Raw genomic sequence first — 18,989 nt, forward strand, 5'->3', positions numbered from 1 at the left:
TTATTCCTGATTGTTTTCTAATGTTGCTTGTGTTTTTGCTAATTTTTTTGCTTTTGCTCGAGCAATCGCAGCGGCTACTGCCGCTTTTTTTGGAGCAAGTGCGGCTGAATTTTCGTCTGTTTTTTCTACCGCACTTTCTACGGTTTGACTTTTTGAGACTGATTCAGCGGTTCCATTTGTTTGTGCAAGTTTTTTCGATTTTGCGCGCGCAATCGCTGCAGCTACCGCCGCTTTTTTTGGATCGAGTGCGGTTAAATTTTCGTCTGTTTTTTCTAGCGCACTTTCTACGGTTTGAGTATTTGAGACTGATTCAGCGGTTTCATTTGCCTGTGCAAGTTTTTTTGCTTTTGCACGGGCAAGTGCGGCTGCGACCGCTGCTTTTTTCGCATCGGTTGGTTGAGTTTGTTGTTCTTGGTTTTCGACTTGAGATTCCGCTTGCTGACGAGCCAGACGACGAGCTTTACGTTGCGCCATTAAATCAGTGTTATCAGGTAAAACTTCCCCTTTTTCTGAGGTAATCGTTTTAACTTGTACTGATTCTATTTCATTGGATTTTTTCGCTTTCAAGCGTTCTAGCGCCGCTTTAACAGGATCTTCACCTTTGGTTTGCGCTAATTCTTCTCGACGTGCTTCTGCTGCACGTTGTGAACGTGCTTTACGCTCTTGTTCTTCTCGTTCCATTCGCGCTTGTTTCGCTTCAAAGCGAATTTTGGCTTCATCTGATTTTTTCTGTTTTTCTTTTATTTGCCAAATTTTTGCTTTTTCTTGGCGGAAATACTGAATCAGCGGAATATGGCTTGGGCATACGTAGGCGCAAATCCCGCACTCGATACAATCTTTGAGGGCGTATTCTTCCGATTTTTTGTGATCTTCACTACGCGCAAACCAGTAGAGTTGCTGTGGCATCAAGTTGACTGGGCAGGCATCAGAACAGCTAGAACAGCGAATACAAGCTTGTTCAGGCTCTGGTTCTGCATATTCAAAATAGTCTGGTGCAAGCAAACAGTTGACAATTTTGGTCACTGGTGCATTGAGATTGGAAAGTTCCAATCCCATCATGGGGCCACCCGCAAACACTGGATAACGTTCATCAAATTGATAACCCACGTGCGTCAATACTTGAGAAATTGGTGTACCAAGTCGAACCCAATAATTACCTTTTTCAGGAATTTTATCACCTGTAAGGGTGACGACACGTTCAATTAAAGGTTCGTCATTTATCACCGCTCTTTTAATTGCAAAGGCTGTACCAACATTATGCATCAGTACGCCAATACTAGAAGAACGCGCACCACTTGGCACTTCCATTCCTGTAAGCAAATAAATAAGCTGTTTTGCAGCACCCGAAGGATATTTTGTTGGAATCACTCGAATGCTAATGTCATTTGCTCCCTGTAGCGCTTTGCGAATTACCTCTATTGCTTCAGGTTTGTTGTCTTCAATGGCAATGACTACGTTTTCAGGTCGTAGGATATAACGCAAAATACGAATGCCTTCTATGATTTCATCAGCGCGTTCACGCATAAGACGATCATCACAAGTAATATAAGGCTCACATTCTGCACCATTGATAATTAAGAGTTTAACTTTTTTCTCTGCTGATTGAATTTTAGCGGCAGTCGGAAACACTGCACCGCCCAAGCCAGCTATACCAGCTTGATAGATTTTGTTAATGAGTTGTTCTGGCGAGAGTGTTAAAAAATCATCAATAGGATTACGTTCTAGCCATTGATCTAACCCATCTGCTTGCAAATGAATTGCAGCTTCATCAAGACCAGACGGATGTGCAGCGACATAAGGTTTAATCGATTTAATTGTGCCTGAAGTGGGCGCATGAACGGGTAGCATACGTAAGCCATCGCCTTGCGTTAAAGATTGACCTTTTAATACGTAATCGCCTTCCTTTACTAAAAGGTTACCTATTGTTCCTGCGTGCTGTTTAAGAGGAATGTAAAAATCCGTAACTAAAGGGTGATGACGTAATGGTTGTGAATTAGATTGTGATTTCATTTCAGGCGGATGAATGCCACCTTTGAAATCCCATAATTTACCGGAATTGAAACGAGATAATACGTCCGCCATTTATTCCCCCACAACCAATTTTTTCTCAGTGCCATTTACATTCATTACTGGAATGACTAATTTTGCATCAAACTTCCAATCCCAATTATCGATATTTTTTTTCACGGGAATCATTGAGATACAATCTGTTGGGCAGGGCGCAACGCAAAGTTCACAACCAGTACAGAGATCTGGAATGATCGTGTGCATGAATTTATTTGTACCAATAATGGCATCAACAGGACAGGCTTGGATACATTTCGTGCAGCCAATACACATATTTTCATCAATAAAAGCGACTTTCTCGATAGGTTCTTCTACTCCATCCATTGCTGGTACATCAACACCTAAAATCTCTGCAATTTTTACGATGGTAGGTTGACCACCAGGAATACATTTTGTGATGTCATCTCCATTGCAAATAGCTTCAGCGTATGGTTTGCAGCCTGGATAACCACATTGTCCACATTGGCTTTGTGGCAAGATAGAGTCTATTTTTTCCACAATGGGATCCGCTTCAACTTTGAGTTTAAGTGAAGCAAAGCCTAAAATCGCACCGAAAATTAAAGCGAGTAAAGTGATTACGATGAATAGAAGGGTCATTATTTATTTCTTTTTCCTGAAAAATACTGAGAGAACCCAATAAATAAAATCAAAATGGTAATAGCCATTAAAAGATAGAGCATTTTATTACTTCACTAGTCCTGTGAATCCCATAAAAGCAAGAGACATCAACCCAGCTGTAATAAGTGCGATAGATGAACCTTTGAAAGTTAAAGGTACATCAGCTGCGACAAGACGTTCACGGAGTGCAGCAAAAAGCACTAATACAAGTGCAAACCCAAGAGATGCACCAAAACCATAAACAACAGATTCCGTTAAATTATGAGCAAGATTTACATTTAATAATGCGACACCGAGAACTGCACAGTTTGTTGTTATCAAAGGCAAGAAAATTCCAAGTAAACGATATAGCGTTGGGCTAGTTTTATTTATCACCATTTCGGTAAATTGTACAACTACGGCAATAACCAAAATAAATACTAATGTGCGTAAAAAAGTAGCATTTAAGGGAACAAGAATATAATGATCAACTAAATATGCGCAAAGGGAGGCAACTGTTAATACAAACATGGTTGCTAACCCCATTCCCACTGCGGTTTCAATTTTTTTGGATACGCCCATAAAAGGACAAAGTCCTAAGAATTTCACCAATACAAAGTTGTTAATCAGCGCAGTACCGATAATTAATAAAATATAGTGTGTCATTGCTTTCTGCCTTGTGTATAAGTCGGCTATTATCCTCATTTATAGGCGCGATAACAATAGAAAATTTGGGGTAGGAGAAAGAGAAAATTTAGATTTTCACGTTTTGTTAGATATGAATAAAAAACGCAGCTAATCATTTAAACTATTAGCTGCGTAATATTTGAATAACGATACTCAACTTGACTTATGTGAGTAGAGTACTGCTTGATGTTCTACATCAATTATTTTTGATATAATTTTGCTGGCCCTTGAGTACCACCGTTAGATTTTCCACCTTCTTGTAGTTTTAATTCAGAACCAGAGGCAGTGATCTCAACACGACGATTAGGACGTAAACAATCTTTTAACGCTTGTCCATTAACACCCTCACAAGCTTTTACTTGAGGATTTTTACCATAGCCTACAGCAGTAATTAGAGAATTCACACCATCTTCAGATAAACGAGCTTTAACGGTATTTGCACGACGTTGAGATAGATCCAAGTTGTAAGTATCAGAGCCTAAACGATCTGTATAACCTGCAACTTTAACTTCTTTAGCACCAGTAGATTTTAATTGAGATGCTACGCTATCAATAACTTGTTTACCTTGTGCAGTTAAGGTGTCTTTATTGAAGTCAAATAAGAAATCACCGCTTAAATTGAATGCTGAATTACCGTTACAACCGTTTGGATACCAGAAAAAACTTTGTGCATTATGGTTTTTGTCAAATAATACTTTGTACTGGCAAACTTTATGGGTGCCGTTTTCACGATAATTGAATACATAATCCCATTCAGATACGCCATATAAACCTTCAGTAAAATGAGGATCACCGATTAATTGACGAATTTGATCTTTGTTCATACCATTTTCAATCATGCGTACGTTATCCCAATTTGGCCAACTACCGAATTGGCTACCATCGTGGTTGAAGGTCGCTGAATCAATTTTAGGCCATACTAATTGAGGTACTTGTTCACCATTTACGTCTTTATATTCTGGAGTGCCTGCGTCAGTCACTTTGCTTAAGTTGCCACAAGCAGCAAGAGTTGCGATAGCAACTGTTGATAATAAAATACGAGATAATTTCATTGGTTTTACCTTTTATTTGTTAGAAACCCTCAAAGGGCATAACTAAACTTTACGAATTAAACATAACAAAACTGTTAAAGTTTCGGGTGCATATACTAATGGCAAAAAATCGCCTTGTAAATAATAAAATCAGTAAATTAGCCTCTTTTTTGTAAAGGAATGTAAAGATATCTATTTTTAATGTATAAAATCATTTGCTCGCTTTGTAGTATAACGATGAACAATATTTACCGCACTTTCTTCAGCTTGATGACCTAATTTTTTGATCAAGGATTTTTTTAATCGATACTTCAGGCTTACTACATGTTTTTCATTCATTTTTTCTAAAATTAAATCATCACTGGTTGAAATTTCATCGACTAATTTCAAGTCGATTGCTTGTTGGCCAAACCAATGTTCCCCTGTGGCAATTTTATCAATATCTACACAAGGGCGATTCTGTGAGACAAATTGTTTGAATAATTGATGTGTTGCTTCCAACTCTTGTTGAAATTTTTGCTTACCTTTTTCGGTATTCTCACCTAATACAGTTACTGTGCGTTTAAACTCACCAGCTGTCATCACATCTACATCAACATCATATTTTTTCAATAAACGATGAACGTTTGGAATTTGTGCTACGACGCCAATAGAACCAATAATAGCAAAAGGCGCAGATACAATTTTATCTGCTACACAAGCCATCATATAACCTCCACTTGCCGCGACTTTATCTACAGCGATGGTTAATTTTATGCCTTTTTGTTTCAAACGAGACAACTGAGAGGCTGCAAAACCATAATCATGAACAATACCGCCTGGGCTTTCTAAACGTAGTAATACTTCGTCTTCTGGTGTTGCTACATTCAAGATTGCTGAAATTTCTTCGCGAAGTGCGGTAGTTTCTGACGCTGAAATATCTCCATGAAAATCTAAGACATACACACAGCTTTTCTTTTCGTCATCTAAGGTTTCACCTTTTTTTAATTTCTCTTTGCGTTTTTTTGCCTTTTGTTTTTCTGCTTTTTTCTCTGCCTTAGCTTGCTGTTTTAGCTCTTCTTCAGAAAGATAAAAATCACGCAAAACACGAACTTGATGATCAAATTCTTCAGATAAGTCTTTAATTTCTAATTCTCCTATTTTAGATTTGTTATGTTGACGATAAGAAATCACCAAACCAACAATAGCAAGAATGAGTAATAAAATTGTCAAAATTTCCAGAATAAAAATTCCATAGCCAGTTAAAATATCGTTTAACATTGTTACTCCTATTGATATTTTATAGATTACATTATGCTTGAGACTAGTCGTGACTAGTTTAGGCATCAACATGATAAAATATTGTGATTATTTGTGCTATTACAACAAAGATTTTTTAAACTAATTCTCACTTTTTTTATTTTCATTTCTGCTGATTTAGCATAGCATAAGGAAGAATTTCATTTTCATTTATAAAAAGGAGTAATTATGAAATTACGTGCTGTTGTATTAGGTCTTGCAACATTATGTGCTAGCACAGCCACTTTTGCTGGCATGGTTTCTACTTCATCTAACCTTGAGCTTTTAGCCATTGATGGTCAAAAGGCATCTAAATCTCTTGCGAAGGATGCTAAAACCTTTGCTGTGAATGACACCCAAAACCATCAGGTTGTTGTTCGTTTAAGTGAAATTATTGGTTCTGGATCTAGCCAAACCCTTTTTGAATCTAACCCAGTCATCGTGACATTCCAAGGCAATGCAGAGGATCTTGTTATTTCGGCGCCAGCTATTCGTGGTCGTTCAGAAGGTGATAAATTCAATGAAATGCCAAGTATTAGTGTGAAAACAAAATCAGGCAATACGCTTTCAGCAAAAGTGGATGTGTTAAAACAAGAAGGTTTATTCCCAAGTGCTAATGTAGTAAATGATCTTGCTGAATATAATGCGTCTGGTGCAACTGCATCTGTTGCTGCATTTGCTGCAACCACAGCTGCTAGCCCAATGGTCGCTACTCCAGCAAGTAATGCAAAAGTGAATAAAGGTAAAGTGGTTGTTCAAGGTGAAAACGTTGCAGAGCAACAGCTTCAATATTGGTTCCAACAAGCTGATAAAGAAACTCAAACACGTTTCTTAAATTGGGCAAAATCCCATAAATAATTACCGCACTTCATACAATAAAAAGTGAGCCTTGTTGCTCACTTTTCTATTTTGATAAGGATTTGAAATGAATATTCGGTTAAATGCCAAAGTAATCGCTGCGATTCCTGTTTTTATTGCCGTAAATATTGCGGCAGTGGGAATATGGGCTTTTGATATTTCTTCGCAATCAATGCCTTTGATTCTAGGGATCATTGCAGGTGGTTTGGTGGATTTGGATAACCGTTTAACTGGACGATTGAAAAACGTATTTTTCACGCTCATTGCCTTTTCTATTTCATCCTTTATTGTGCAGTTACATATCGGTAAGCCTATCCAATATATTGTGTTAATGACGGTACTGACATTCATTTTCACCATGATTGGCGCCGTGGGGCAGCGTTATAGCACGATTGCTTTTGGTTCATTAGTGGTTGCGCTTTATACCACATTGACTTATGTGCCTGAAGGAAATGTATGGTTTATTAACCCCTTAATGATTTTATGCGGTACCTTACTGTATAGCGTGGTCACTCTGATTGTTTACCTGTTTTTCCCAAATCGCCCCGTGCAAGAAAGTGTCGCTAAAGCGTTTTGTGCGTTGGGTGAATATTTAGATACTAAATCCTGTTTTTTTGATCCTGACGAAGTAGCAGAGATTGAAAAAAAACACCTCAATTTTGCAATGAAAAATGCGAATGTTGTCACGGCGTTTAATATTGTGCGTACCGCACTTTTTTACCGTATTAGAGGACAACATCGCCATCCTCGCACCCAGAGAATGTTACGTTACTATTTTGCTGCGCAAGACATTCATGAGCGCGCCAATTCTACGTATTTTGATTATCAACAAATAACGGAAAAACTAAAAAATACAGATTTGATTTTCCGTATTCAACGCTTGTTAGAGCTACAAGCACAATCCTGTAAAGAAATCACGGCGAGTTTGCGTGAAAATAAACCTTATCATTTTAATGAACGTGTCGAACGTGCACTTTTAGGTACGTTGCATTCCTTTGAACTATATAAAGCACAACATCTCAATGATCAAGATGAACTGATTGATATCCAAACTTTGTTAGATAATTTACAAAGCATCAATTGGCAACTTCGCCAGTTAGCACAAGAAACGACGGATACAGAACAATTAGCTCAAATTCATACGGAACAGATCAAGGGGTTAAAAAATATAAGTGCGGTGATTTTTAGCCATTTTACTTTTGAGTCACCGTTGTTCCGTCATGCGGTACGCTTATCTATTGTGGTATTTCTGTGCTGTGCAATTGTTGAATTTTTCCAATTTAATCTTGGTTATTGGATTTTATTGACCACTGTATTTGTGTGTCAGCCAAACTATTCAGCAACTAAAGTGCGTTTACGTCAGCGCATTATTGGCACGATATTAGGCGTAGTGGTGGGGTCTCTATTACCTTATTTAAATCCAACCTTAGAATTAAAACTGGGTCTTGTGGTGCTCACAAGTACGTTGTTTTTTTTCTTCCGCAGTAATAATTACAGTTTCTCGACCTTTTTCATCACACTACAAGTATTGCTGAGTTTTGACGTCATGGGATTCGATACGGCAGCCGCATTAATGCCTCGTTTACTCGATACTTTGCTTGGTGCCGCGATTTCATGGTTTGCAGTGTCTTACTTATGGCCAGATTGGAAATATTTGCAACTTGATAAAGTGAGCCATCAAGCATTGCGTAGTGATGCGGTGTATTTATTGCATATTATTAGTCAATTGCAATTTGGTAAAAGTGACGATCTTAAATATCGCATAGCACGTCGTAATGCGCATCAATATGCAGCCGCACTGAGTACAACACTTTCTAATATGAATAATGAGCCAGTGAAATATAAGGCATATTTACAAAAAGGCTTTGATTTACTCAAACTTAATTATTCTCTATTAAGCTATATTTCTGCCCTTGGTGCTTATCGCGACAGAATGAAAAATTTGCAACAGACCGCACAGTTTTTATCTGGTTTTTATCCCGTGGCAAAGAAAATTATCTATACCTTAGAACATATTGAAGAAATACCTGAAGCTATTTTTAACCAACAGCAAGAAAGTATCGAAACACATTTAAAAGAATTAGAAAAACAAGAGATGACCGCAGAAGAACGAGCCGTCTTTAGTTTACCTTATCAACAATTGAATTTGATTACACAACTCTTACCGCAGTTCTATGAGTATTTTAGGAAAGAGTCTTGTTAAAAGAATAAGCTATCAAAGCATAGGATCGTTATAAATATAAAAGTGCGGTTGATTTTTGAGAGATTTTAAAACACCTTGAAAATTAACCGCACTTTATTTTTTATTAAGCAATAACACTGACGAATGAGTTATTACTGTCCCATGTTTTTCACTGATTTTAGGAAACCTTGGGCGCTATCAAACACAGAAGATTTTCCCTGTGCCAGTAAAATCATATCGGACATTTCTCGGAAGGCACCTTTGCCGCCATTGGTAGAAAGTACATGATCAACAGCATTCTTCACATAAATAGGGGCATCGGCCACAGCAAAAGAAGTTCCACACGCTGCAAAGGCGGGGAGATCTACACTATCATCGCCAATATAAGCGGTTTGCTCGGCAGTGACGCCTGCTTGTTTCATGAGTTTAAAACAAGCGGTTTCTTTTTCAAGTTTGCCAAGAAAGTATAATTTAATACCAAGATCGGCAATGCGACGGCGTAAAATAGGGGAGTCGCGACCAGAAAGGATTGCCACTTGAATACCTGCATCCATCAGCATTTTTATGCCTAAACCATCGCGAACATGAAAGCTTTTGATTGCTTCACCATTGGCATCATAATGGAGTTGTCCATCAGTGAGTACGCCGTCTACATCAGTAATGACAAATTTAATATTTTCTAATTTTTGTTGCATTGGGATTCCTTAGCTTGAAAATTCCACTAAACCCACTACGTGATTTTCATCATTAACAACGACTAGCGAGTGAATTTTTTTCGCTTTCATAAAGTCTTCTGCTTTTGATAAAAATTCGTCTTGATGAATAGTTTTTGGTGAACTTGTCATAAAGTCTTTGGCTGTTTTATTCAGCGTTTCGGCACCATTGGCTGTAAGTGCGCGGCGAATATCGCCATCCGTGATAATGCCTTTAAGTTGCTCATTTTCCATCACTAAGGCAACGCCCATTCGCCCTTCATTCATGACTGTGAGGCAGTCAGTAAAATTGGTGGTGGGTAAAATTGTTGGTAGGCGAGTTTGCATTTGATCTTTCACTTTACATAATAAACGACGACCAAGACTGCCACCTGGATGGAATTTAGCAAAGTCAGCTGGTTGGAAATTGCGTGCCGTAATGAGCGATACGGCGAGCGCATCACCAAGCGCAAGCGTCACAAGTGCGGACGTTGTTGGCGCGAGATTATTTGGACACACTTCTCGCTCAACAGTAATATCTAGAACATAATCTGCATGGCGTGCGAGCGTAGAATTTTTGTTACTCGTCACGGCAATAATTTTATTACCGAAATTTTTTAAACTGGGAATCAGTTTATTGACATCATCAGTTTCACCGCTATAGGAAATTAACATCACGATATCTATTGGTTTCAACATACCTAAATCGCCGTGGAAGGCTTCCGTCGGATGTAAAAAGAAACTTGGTGTACCCGTAGAGGCAAAGGTAGCTACCATTTTTTTACCGATTAAACCAGATTTCCCTATCCCACCGATGACTAATCGTCCTTCGCAAGCAAGGATTAAATCGACGACTTGATTAAAATCTTCACCTAAACGTTGGCTGAGTTGTAAAAGTGCGTTGCTTTCTACGGAAAGGGAATCCTGTGCAATTTTTAGATAGTTCATTCTTCTTCCTAAAAGAGCGGTTGAAATTGGCGCTATTTTAGCGGAATCATAAAAAAATACGAATGAAAAATTCGATGCAAGCTAGGCATTATTGTTTATAAGATTGACGAGCAATCTCTAAAAATTGGGGATTTTATTGACCGCACTAATGATTGCCCCTATACTACGCGCCGAGTTGGTTAGACAATCGCTGGTTTATTGAAGCCCTTAACCGTATTTATACGACCTAGTGGGACAAGTAAACGAGAGGAAAGTCCGAGCTACACAGGGCAGAGTGCCGGATAACGTCCGGGCGGCGTGAGCCGACGACCAGTGCAACAGAGAGCAGACCGCCGTGTAAACGGTAAGGGTGAAAGGGTGTGGTAAGAGCGCACCGTGCCTCCGGTAACGGTTGGCAGCAGGGTAAACTCCACTCGTAGCAAGACCAAATAGGAATCCAATGAGTGGCCCGCTCAGGATTCGGGTAGGTTGCTTGAGCGGCAGAGTAATTTGTCGCCTAGAGGAATGATTGTCCACGACAGAACTCGGCTTATCGACCAACTCAAAATTTTTGTGGAAATGACCGCACTTTAGTTTGTTTTTCGGAATAGATTAAAGTGCGGTTATTTTTTTACGAATATTAAATTATTTTTCGTTTAATACACGTGGAAATAAAATATTATTTTCCAAATGAATATGGTGCATTAAATCATCAATAAATTCATTAATACCGCTATATAAGGCTTTCCAACTGAAACAAGCATCTGCTGGTGGCGTGCAGCTATTAGTAAGTGATTTGATCACTTCTACATCTTGCCCTGCTTCATCGTGTTCCATTTCCATTACACGAATTGGCATTGAGGCCATAGCATAATTCCCCATTTTGATCATTGGGAACAAAATTTGTTCTTCTTTCATCAAATGCTGACTAAGTTCAGCATAAATTTTTTCTAATTGTGCTGCTACGCCGATAGGGCAGTCATCACGATCACCATGTACATTTTCTACTTTCTCCGCCAATGTAATTAATTCTGGGAGTTGTTCACGGTGGCGATTATGAAAACGAGTAACAATGTGATCGATCATCTCTGCATAAGATGCTGAAGTCCAATCTTTATCATGATTTTCTGCTTTACTTTGTTGTAAATCAGTTAAACGTTTTTCAATTTCAGCAAGGTTAAGATTCTTTTGTTGTGCTGCGACTTCTAATAATACAGAACCGCCGCAGCAAAAATCTAAATCATATTCACGAAAAATTTTAGTTGCACCTGGAATTGAAACAGCGAGTTCGCTAAGTTTTTGTTGGGCAAAAGACATAAATCACTCCTATATTGATTAAGTAAAAATAAATCCGATAAAAATGGTAGGATATTTTTCTGATTATGAAAAGTAGAGAGATTTATTTATTGATTAAATTATGATTTAAATCAATAAAAATACCTCATAATAATCAGGTTAAAATTTATGGTTATTTACATAAATAGGATTAATTATCACTAATGAGCCTGCGTTAAATTCATTATGTATTTTTTTATATAATTGATTTTTAAGAATTTAGGAAAATACTGATTTTCATCAATATTATTGATTGTGTTTATGAAGTGAAATCTTTTAGAATGACGACAAATCAAATTTAACGCATAACTCCGAGCTTGTTTGGCCTAAGTTTCATAGAAATACGGCGACAAGCCAATAACGCCGTGTGTTATTCAGGGATACGCTGGAAACGGTTTATCCTCTCCGTATTTAGAAAGGTGTAAAATGCAATCCATTCCTATTAAAAACGTAGGAGAGTCTCGCTTAGTCGATCCTTTCCAACGCCAGTATTACTATCTACGACTGTCGATTACCGATCAGTGCAATTTCCGTTGTACCTATTGTTTACCTGATGGTTATCAACCCGAAGCTAACAAACCAAGTTTCTTAACTTTAAAAGAAATTACCCATCTTGCTCAAGCATTTGCTGAAATGGGTACAGAGAAAATCCGTTTAACGGGTGGCGAACCGACTTTACGCAAAGATTTTATTTCTATTGCTGAAAGCATTGCTAATATTGATGGAATCCGTCAATTAGCCGTCACGACAAATGGCTATCGCATGGCAAAAGATGTGGCTGATTGGAAGAAAGCAGGAATTACGTCTATTAACGTCAGTGTTGATAGCTTAGATCCGAAAATGTTCCATCAAATTACAGGTATCAATAAATTTGATGACGTGATGCGTGGTATCGATCGTGCATTTGAGGTGGGCTACAACAAAGTTAAAGTCAATTCAGTTTTGATGAAAAATTTGAATGACAAAGAGTTTGAGCAATTCCTTGTTTGGGTGAAAGATCGCCCAATTCAAATGCGTTTTATCGAACTCATGCAAACAGGTGAAATGGATAGCTTCTTTGATAAACACCATCTTTCTGGACAAGTCTTAGCCGATAAATTGCTGAAAAATGGTTGGGCATTACAGCATAAATCCCATACTGATGGCCCAGCTAAAGTCTTCACACATTCTGATTATGCTGGTGAAATTGGCTTAATCATGCCTTATGAGAAGAATTTCTGTGCAAGCTGTAATCGTCTCAGAGTGTCAGCGAAGGGTAAACTTCATCTCTGTTTATTCGGCGAAGAAGGCATTGAATTACGTGATTTATTACAATCGTATGAACAGCAAGATATTTTGCAAGCACGTATTTTTTCTGCATTGCAAGGCAAACGTGAACATCATTACTTGCATGTTGGCGATAGTGGCGTAAGAAACCATTTAGCTTCTATCGGTGGCTAAAAGAAAATAGGTGACTTTTACTGTTCACTTATTTTGCTTTCGTCACATATGTAAAACATTCAATATTTTAACCGTACTTTATTTTATTATGACTACATTTACGCATATCAATTCTCAAGGCGAAGCCAATATGGTGGATGTTTCTGCAAAAGCAGAGACCGTTCGCGAAGCTCGTGCTGAAGCCATTGTTACCATGTCAAAAGAAACCCTTTTCATGATAGTGGAAGGCAAACATCACAAAGGCGATGTATTTGCTACAGCACGTATTGCAGGTATTCAAGCGGCAAAACGCACTTGGGAACTTATCCCGCTTTGCCATCCGTTGTTACTTTCTAAAGTAGAAGTGAATTTAGAACCGTTACTTGAAACCAACCAAGTTCGCATTCAATCTCTTTGTAAATTAACCGGAAAAACCGGCGTAGAAATGGAAGCATTAACCGCTGCAAGCGTAGCAGCCTTAACCATTTACGATATGTGTAAAGCCGTACAAAAAGACATGGTAATTGAGCACGTTCGCCTGTTAGAAAAGAGCGGTGGAAAATCCGGTCATTTTATTGCGGAGGAAAAATAAGATGTTAAATGTTTTATTTTTTGCTCAAACTCGAGAATTAATTGGGGAAGATTCAATTCAGCTTGAAGGCGATTTTGCAACAGCGGAAGCGGTGCGTGAACATCTTGCTCAAAAAGGTGATAGATGGGCGTTAGCGTTAGAAAAAGGGAAGCTTTTAGTCGCCATCAATCAAACCTTGATGCCATTAGACAGTGTGGTCAAAAATGGGGATGAAATTGCGTTTTTCCCACCGGTAACAGGGGGCTAAATGGCTGATATTCAAATTTCAGTACAAGAACAACCTTTTGATCAAAATGTCGTTTACCAATGGCTTTCTGAGCAACATTCGGTTGGCGCAACGGTTATTTTCGTGGGTAAAGTTCGCGATCTTAATTTAGGCGATGAGGTATCCAGTTTATACTTAGAGCATTATCCCGCCATGACAGAAAAAGCCTTACGTGAAATTGTAGAACAGGCGAAAGCACGTTGGGATATCCAGCGAGTGTCAGTGATTCATCGTGTGGGACTTTTACATACTGGCGATGAAATTGTTTTAGTCGGCATCAGTTCTGCTCATCGTGGAGATGCCTACCATGCTAATGAATTTATTATGGACTTCTTAAAATCCAAAGCGCCGTTCTGGAAAAAAGAACAAACCCATCAAGGTGAACGTTGGATTGAAGCGAGAGATAGCGATAAAGAAGCGTTAGATAAGTGGTAAATAATAAAAATTTGTTGTTTTATATTATTGACATATTTAAAAGGAGCATCATAATGCCTGACAGCACAGCACAGCACAGCACAGCACAGCACAGCACAGCACAGCACAGCACAGCACAGCACAGCACAGCACAGCACAGCACAGCACAGCACAGCACAGCACAGCACAGCACAGCACAGCACTTGGATAACCTATCCATTAAATTAACGCAACTCAAATTACTTCTACCTGAAATTTTTTGCGAAGAGCAAATTGATTTTCAAAAATTCCAACAACTTTTTTCTGACCACATTACTTCCGAGCCCGAGCGTTATATGTTGAACTGGGCGGGAAAATCGGAAGCCTATCGCATATTACAAGCACAAACTTGCAAAACTCTTACACCGCAACCAGCGGAAAGTGTCAACTTTGATTCCACTGAAAATATTTTTATTGAAGGGGAAAATCTGGATGTGTTGAAAGTGTTACAAAAATCCTATTTCAATAGCATCAAAATGATTTATATCGATCCGCCTTATAACACAGGTAATGATTTTGTTTATAACGACAATTTCAAGCTGGATCTTAAAGATTACCAGGAACAAAGCGGCGAATTGGATGAGGAAGGCAACCTCAAACTGGCTTTCAAGAAAAACAGCAAGGAAAACGGGCACTTCCACAGCAAATGGCTAAATATGATGCTCCCCCGTTTGCATTTGGCAAAAAATTTACTGAAAGATGACGGTGTGATTTTTATTTCCATTGATGACAATGAGCAGGCTCAGTTGAAGTTGTTGTGTGATGAGGTATTTGGGGAGGAGAATTTTGTTGGGATTATAACGTGGATTAAGAAAACTAAACCTATTAATTCAGGTACTGCAAAATTCCAGTTACAGAAAAATATTGAATATGTTTTAGCATATAAGAAATCTGAAATTTCCTTTAAATTGCGAAAAACAGAGGAGCGAGCTTATGATAAAAATGGGAAGCTAGGATTATGCCGATATAAAGATATTTTAGACTCTGATATTGGAGCCAAAAAAAGAGATACTATGAAATTCCCTATTTTTAATATAGTTCCACCGGAAGGACAGCGTTGGAAAATAGGTGAAGATGAAATAAAGTCTCTTATACAAAAAGATAGAATAGAGATCATTGATGGAAAAATTAAAGTCGCTGTGTATCCAGAAGATGAAGATAATTTTGTATCAAAGCCATTTTGGTCTCATTTTTCTGATGTAGGTAGCGCAGAAGATGGAAAAAAAGAGTTAAATGAATTACTTGAAGCCCAAATTGGGTTTGATACAGTAAAGCCAGTTGATTTATTAAAAAATCTAATATTCTCGTCAACCGCTGAAAATGATGTGATTTTGGATTTCTTTGCTGGCTCTGGGACAACTTTGCAAGCTGTTATGGAGTTAAATAGCCAAGATACCATACATAATCGGAAATTTATCTGTGTGCAATTACCAGAACAAACAGATAAAGATTCAGATGCTTTCAAGTCTGGTTTTAGGACTATTTCTGAAATTACAAAAGAACGCATCCGTCGCGCCGGTAAAAAAATTGCTGAAAATCATCCTGATAAACAACTGGATATTGGTTTTAAAGTATTTAAGCTGACTGACAGCCACTTTAAACAATGGCAATCACCGTCGGCAGAAAATTTAGCACAGCAAATCGAATTGTTTGTGGATCCCGTGCGGAAAGAGGCAACGCCTGACGCCATGCTTTATGAAATTTTATTGCGCTTGGGCTTGAAATTAACGGCAAAAGTGCGGTCGAAAAATCAGGTGTTTTGGGTGAGTGATGAAGGCGGGCAACAGTTTGCCTTGTTGCTTGAAACCCTGAGTGCGGATTTATTGGATCAGGTGATTTCTGCCCAGCCCAAAAAAGTCGTGACGTTAGATTCGTTGTTTAATGGCGATGATGCCTTAAAGAAAAATGCCGAGTTGCAAATGAATGATGCAGGCATTGCCTTCTTTGTGCTTTAAGGAGGCAAAATGGAACTTCAATTTGAAACCTTGGATTACCAAATGCATGCGATTCAAGCGGCGGTGGATTTGTTCATCGGACAGCCTAATCAGCAAACGGAATTCGGTTTGAAAGCGCAGAATGATATGCGTTTCGTGGCGAATTTGCCGTTACAAATTAATGATGAACAGCTACAACAAAACTTGGCTAAGCAACAAAACAAGTTTAATTTTTACCGCACTTTTATTGAGGAACAGGGTAGAAATTTTACCGTAGAAATGGAAACCGGAACGGGGAAAACCTATGTTTACTTGCGCACGATTTTTGAATTGAATCGTCAATATGGTTGGCAGAAATTTGTGATTGTGGTGCCGAGTGTACCTATTCGTGAGGGCGTATTGCATACCTTGGAAACAACACGTAACCACTTTGCCACCTTGTTTGATAACCCGAGCGTAAATCCGAAATACGAATATAAGAGTAATCAACTTTCCCGCTTAAAAGCCTTTGCTACCGGCAATCATATTGAAATTTTGGTGATGAATATTGATGCCTTTGCTAAAGAAAGCAATGTGATTAATACACAAAATGAAAGTGGCGATGCGCCCATTCGTTATATTCAAAACGTCAATCCTATTGTGATTATTGATGAACCGCAGAATATGGAAACGGATATTCGCCGTCATGCTATTGCGACTCTCAATCCGTTATTCACTCTGCGCTATTCGGCGACCCATAAAAACGCCTATAACCCGATTTTTCGCCTCAATCCCGTGCAGGCGTACGAATTAGGCTTAGTGAAGCAAATCGAAGTGGACAGCGTATTGGCGGATAATGATGTGAATGGCGCTTATGTGGCGTTAAAAGAAATTAACGCCGGTGCGAAAAGTTGGTCGGCAAAAGTGGAAATCTTGGTAAATGATAAGTCGATGAAGAAGAAAGTCGTCACGGTTAAGCCGAATCAAGACTTATTTGATCTTTCCAGACAAAATGAAGTTTATCGCAGTGGTTATATTTTGGAAGGAATGAATGTTGAGGAACAACAGATTGAGTTTTCCGGCGGATTAAAAGTGACGAAAGGCGTTGATAATTCTCTCTTGAAAGACGACATTCAAAAAATGCAAATTCGTCGCACAATAGAAGAACATTTACGCAAGGAAAAAATCTTAAATCCGCTAGGTATAAAAGTGTTGTCGCTATTTTTTATTGATAAAGTAGCTAACTATCGTAATGATGGCAAATTTTATCAATGGTTTGAAGAGATTTATCGTCATTTAACCGATGAAGATCCTTCTGGCGTGCATGCTGGTTATTTTTCAGAAGATAAAAAAGGCGTATGGAAAGATACCAATGGTACAACACAGGCAGACAATAAGGCTTATAATTTAATTATGCGGGATAAAGAATCCTTGCTGTCCTTGGGTAATCCGTTGCGTTTTATTTTCTCTCACTCGGCTTTGCGTGAGGGGTGGGATAATCCGAATGTGTTCCAAATTTGTACGTTAAACGATACCCATTCGGAAATTAAAAAACGACAAGAAATTGGACGCGGATTGCGCTTGCCGGTGAACCGGTTTGGTGTAAGAAGTCATGAGCGGGATAAAAATATCCTGACAGTGATTGCCAATGAAAGCTATGAGGAATTTGCGACCAAATTACAACGGGAAATTGAAGAAGATTGCGGTGTGTCCTTTGATAAAGGACAAATTAAAAATAAGCTGGATCGAAAATATGTGCGTTATCGCAAAGATTTTAGCCAACACCCTGAATTTTCCGCGATTTGGGAACGTATTAAGCACCAAACGACTTATCGGGTCAATTTTTCACAGGATGATTTGATCGAAAGTGCGGTCAAAAATTTAGTCAAAATGCCACGTATTGATGAGGTGAAAATTCGACATGAAAAGGTCGCCTTTGCGATTAATGAAAAAGGTGTGACGACAGAATATCGTTCTTCCAATCAGGTAACCTCAAAAACTCACTGGGATATTCCCGATGTGTTGGGTGAATTACAGAAGAAAACCGGGCTAACCCGTCAAACCATTTGCCGTATTTTGCAAAAATCAGAACGATTGGCAGAGATTTATCATAATCCACAACGTTTTATTGATTTGGTTGCAGAAAAAATTAATGAAGCGTTAAGCCAAATTATGGCGGATGGTGTGGAATATCACCGCATTGCGGATCGTACCTATGAAATGACATTATTTAAGGATTTTGAGTTTTATCTTAATCAATACAGTTTTTCTGTGAGTAATCAATCAAAAACCATTTATGAGGGCTATATTGCCCTAGATTCCAACACGGAAAATACGTTTGCCCGCCATTGTGAAAGCAGTGAAGATGTCGAGTTTTATTTTAAGTTACCGAAAAATTTTAAAATTCCAACGCCATTGGGGAATTATAATCCCGACTGGGCAGTAGTATTTAAAGGGCAGAATAAAGTTTACTTTGTGGCGGAAACCAAAAATACCGCTAAGGGTATTCAGCGTGGTGTGGATGAAAGCAAGTTGGATCCTTCAGAACAAATGAAAATTGCTTATGCCAGAAAGAATTTTGAACATCTCCATAGAGATTACGATGATTTGGAATATAGGGTTGTGCAGAGCGTAGATGAATTAAGTGAAGCGGTCTGTTAAAATTAGACAGCCATTATTGGCTGTCTGATAGA

General features: G+C 38.5%; 16 protein-coding genes, 1 other RNA gene and 1 riboswitch. Of the genes, 9 read left to right on the forward strand and 8 right to left on the reverse strand.

The annotated features are described in order from the left end of the window. From rsxC to sohB, 5 genes are all read right to left on the reverse strand, one after another. Positions 1–2,082, reverse strand: a complete 2,082-nt coding sequence (gene rsxC, locus DV417_RS06320) for an electron transport complex subunit RsxC (protein WP_118879117.1) — start codon at positions 2,080–2,082, stop codon at positions 1–3. Then, positions 2,083–2,664, reverse strand: coding sequence for an electron transport complex subunit RsxB (gene rsxB, locus DV417_RS06325; protein WP_046943227.1), 582 nt, complete (start codon positions 2,662–2,664; stop codon positions 2,083–2,085). A gap of 87 nt (positions 2,665–2,751) precedes the next feature. Next, on the reverse strand, positions 2,752–3,330 hold the full coding sequence (gene rsxA, locus DV417_RS06330; RefSeq protein ID WP_005636563.1) for an electron transport complex subunit RsxA: 579 nt from the start codon (positions 3,328–3,330) through the stop codon (positions 2,752–2,754). Positions 3,331–3,551: 221 nt separating this feature from the next. Beyond that, on the reverse strand, positions 3,552–4,403 hold the full coding sequence (locus DV417_RS06335) for an OmpA family protein (RefSeq protein ID WP_118879118.1): 852 nt from the start codon (positions 4,401–4,403) through the stop codon (positions 3,552–3,554). Positions 4,404–4,580: 177 nt separating this feature from the next. Beyond that, positions 4,581–5,642, reverse strand: a complete 1,062-nt coding sequence (gene sohB / locus DV417_RS06340; RefSeq protein ID WP_118879119.1) for a protease SohB — start codon at positions 5,640–5,642, stop codon at positions 4,581–4,583. A 207-nt stretch (positions 5,643–5,849) separates the two neighbouring features. On the opposite strand from sohB, the gene DV417_RS06345 reads away from it, so the two are divergent. Then, positions 5,850–6,518 (forward strand): curli polymerization inhibitor CsgI-related protein, encoded by a 669-nt coding sequence (locus DV417_RS06345; RefSeq protein ID WP_118879120.1) that lies wholly within the window; start codon positions 5,850–5,852, stop codon positions 6,516–6,518. Positions 6,519–6,585: 67 nt separating this feature from the next. Continuing rightward, positions 6,586–8,721 carry a YccS family putative transporter gene (gene yccS / locus DV417_RS06350; protein WP_118879121.1) on the forward strand — a complete coding sequence of 712 codons (2,136 nt, stop codon included), beginning with the start codon at positions 6,586–6,588 and terminating at the stop codon, positions 8,719–8,721. A 131-nt stretch (positions 8,722–8,852) separates the two neighbouring features. Here the strand turns inward: yccS and DV417_RS06355 are convergent, their stop codons facing one another. Both DV417_RS06355 and DV417_RS06360 read right to left on the reverse strand, forming a co-directional pair. Next, positions 8,853–9,395, reverse strand: coding sequence for a KdsC family phosphatase (locus DV417_RS06355; protein ID WP_118879122.1), 543 nt, complete (start codon positions 9,393–9,395; stop codon positions 8,853–8,855). A gap of 9 nt (positions 9,396–9,404) precedes the next feature. Continuing rightward, complete coding sequence (locus DV417_RS06360) at positions 9,405–10,340, reverse strand: KpsF/GutQ family sugar isomerase (protein WP_005631893.1); 936 nt, start codon at positions 10,338–10,340, stop codon at positions 9,405–9,407. Between the two features lie 171 nt (positions 10,341–10,511). On the opposite strand from DV417_RS06360, the gene rnpB reads away from it, so the two are divergent. Beyond that, an RNA gene (gene rnpB, locus DV417_RS06365) (RNase P RNA component class A) lies at positions 10,512–10,888 on the forward strand. Between the two features lie 76 nt (positions 10,889–10,964). Here the strand turns inward: rnpB and ytfE are convergent. Continuing rightward, on the reverse strand, positions 10,965–11,636 hold the full coding sequence (ytfE, locus tag DV417_RS06370; protein ID WP_009499886.1) for an iron-sulfur cluster repair protein YtfE: 672 nt from the start codon (positions 11,634–11,636) through the stop codon (positions 10,965–10,967). A 315-nt stretch (positions 11,637–11,951) separates the two neighbouring features. Beyond that, a riboswitch (molybdenum cofactor riboswitch) is annotated at positions 11,952–12,092 on the forward strand. Here ytfE and moaA point away from each other — a divergent pair. From moaA to DV417_RS06405, 6 genes are all read left to right on the forward strand, one after another. Next, positions 12,081–13,094, forward strand: coding sequence for a GTP 3',8-cyclase MoaA (gene moaA / locus DV417_RS06375; protein ID WP_118879188.1), 1,014 nt, complete (start codon positions 12,081–12,083; stop codon positions 13,092–13,094). It overlaps the preceding riboswitch by 12 nt. An 88-nt stretch (positions 13,095–13,182) precedes the next feature. Then, positions 13,183–13,665, forward strand: coding sequence for a cyclic pyranopterin monophosphate synthase MoaC (moaC, locus tag DV417_RS06380; protein WP_118782336.1), 483 nt, complete (start codon positions 13,183–13,185; stop codon positions 13,663–13,665). A 1-nt stretch (position 13,666) separates the two neighbouring features. Continuing rightward, positions 13,667–13,912 carry a molybdopterin synthase sulfur carrier subunit gene (moaD, locus tag DV417_RS06385; protein WP_118879123.1) on the forward strand — a complete coding sequence of 82 codons (246 nt, stop codon included), beginning with the start codon at positions 13,667–13,669 and terminating at the stop codon, positions 13,910–13,912. After that, positions 13,913–14,365, forward strand: coding sequence for a molybdopterin synthase catalytic subunit MoaE (moaE, locus tag DV417_RS06390; protein ID WP_118879124.1), 453 nt, complete (start codon positions 13,913–13,915; stop codon positions 14,363–14,365). 182 nt (positions 14,366–14,547) lie between these two features. Beyond that, positions 14,548–16,338 carry a site-specific DNA-methyltransferase gene (locus DV417_RS06400; RefSeq protein WP_118879189.1) on the forward strand — a complete coding sequence of 597 codons (1,791 nt, stop codon included), beginning with the start codon at positions 14,548–14,550 and terminating at the stop codon, positions 16,336–16,338. 9 nt (positions 16,339–16,347) lie between these two features. Beyond that, positions 16,348–18,957, forward strand: a complete 2,610-nt coding sequence (locus DV417_RS06405) for a restriction endonuclease (RefSeq protein ID WP_118879125.1) — start codon at positions 16,348–16,350, stop codon at positions 18,955–18,957. Positions 18,958–18,989: the final 32 nt, after the last annotated feature.

The organism is Haemophilus haemolyticus (genome assembly GCF_003490935.1).
In the GTDB taxonomy this organism is placed as follows: domain Bacteria; phylum Pseudomonadota; class Gammaproteobacteria; order Enterobacterales; family Pasteurellaceae; genus Haemophilus; species Haemophilus haemolyticus_M.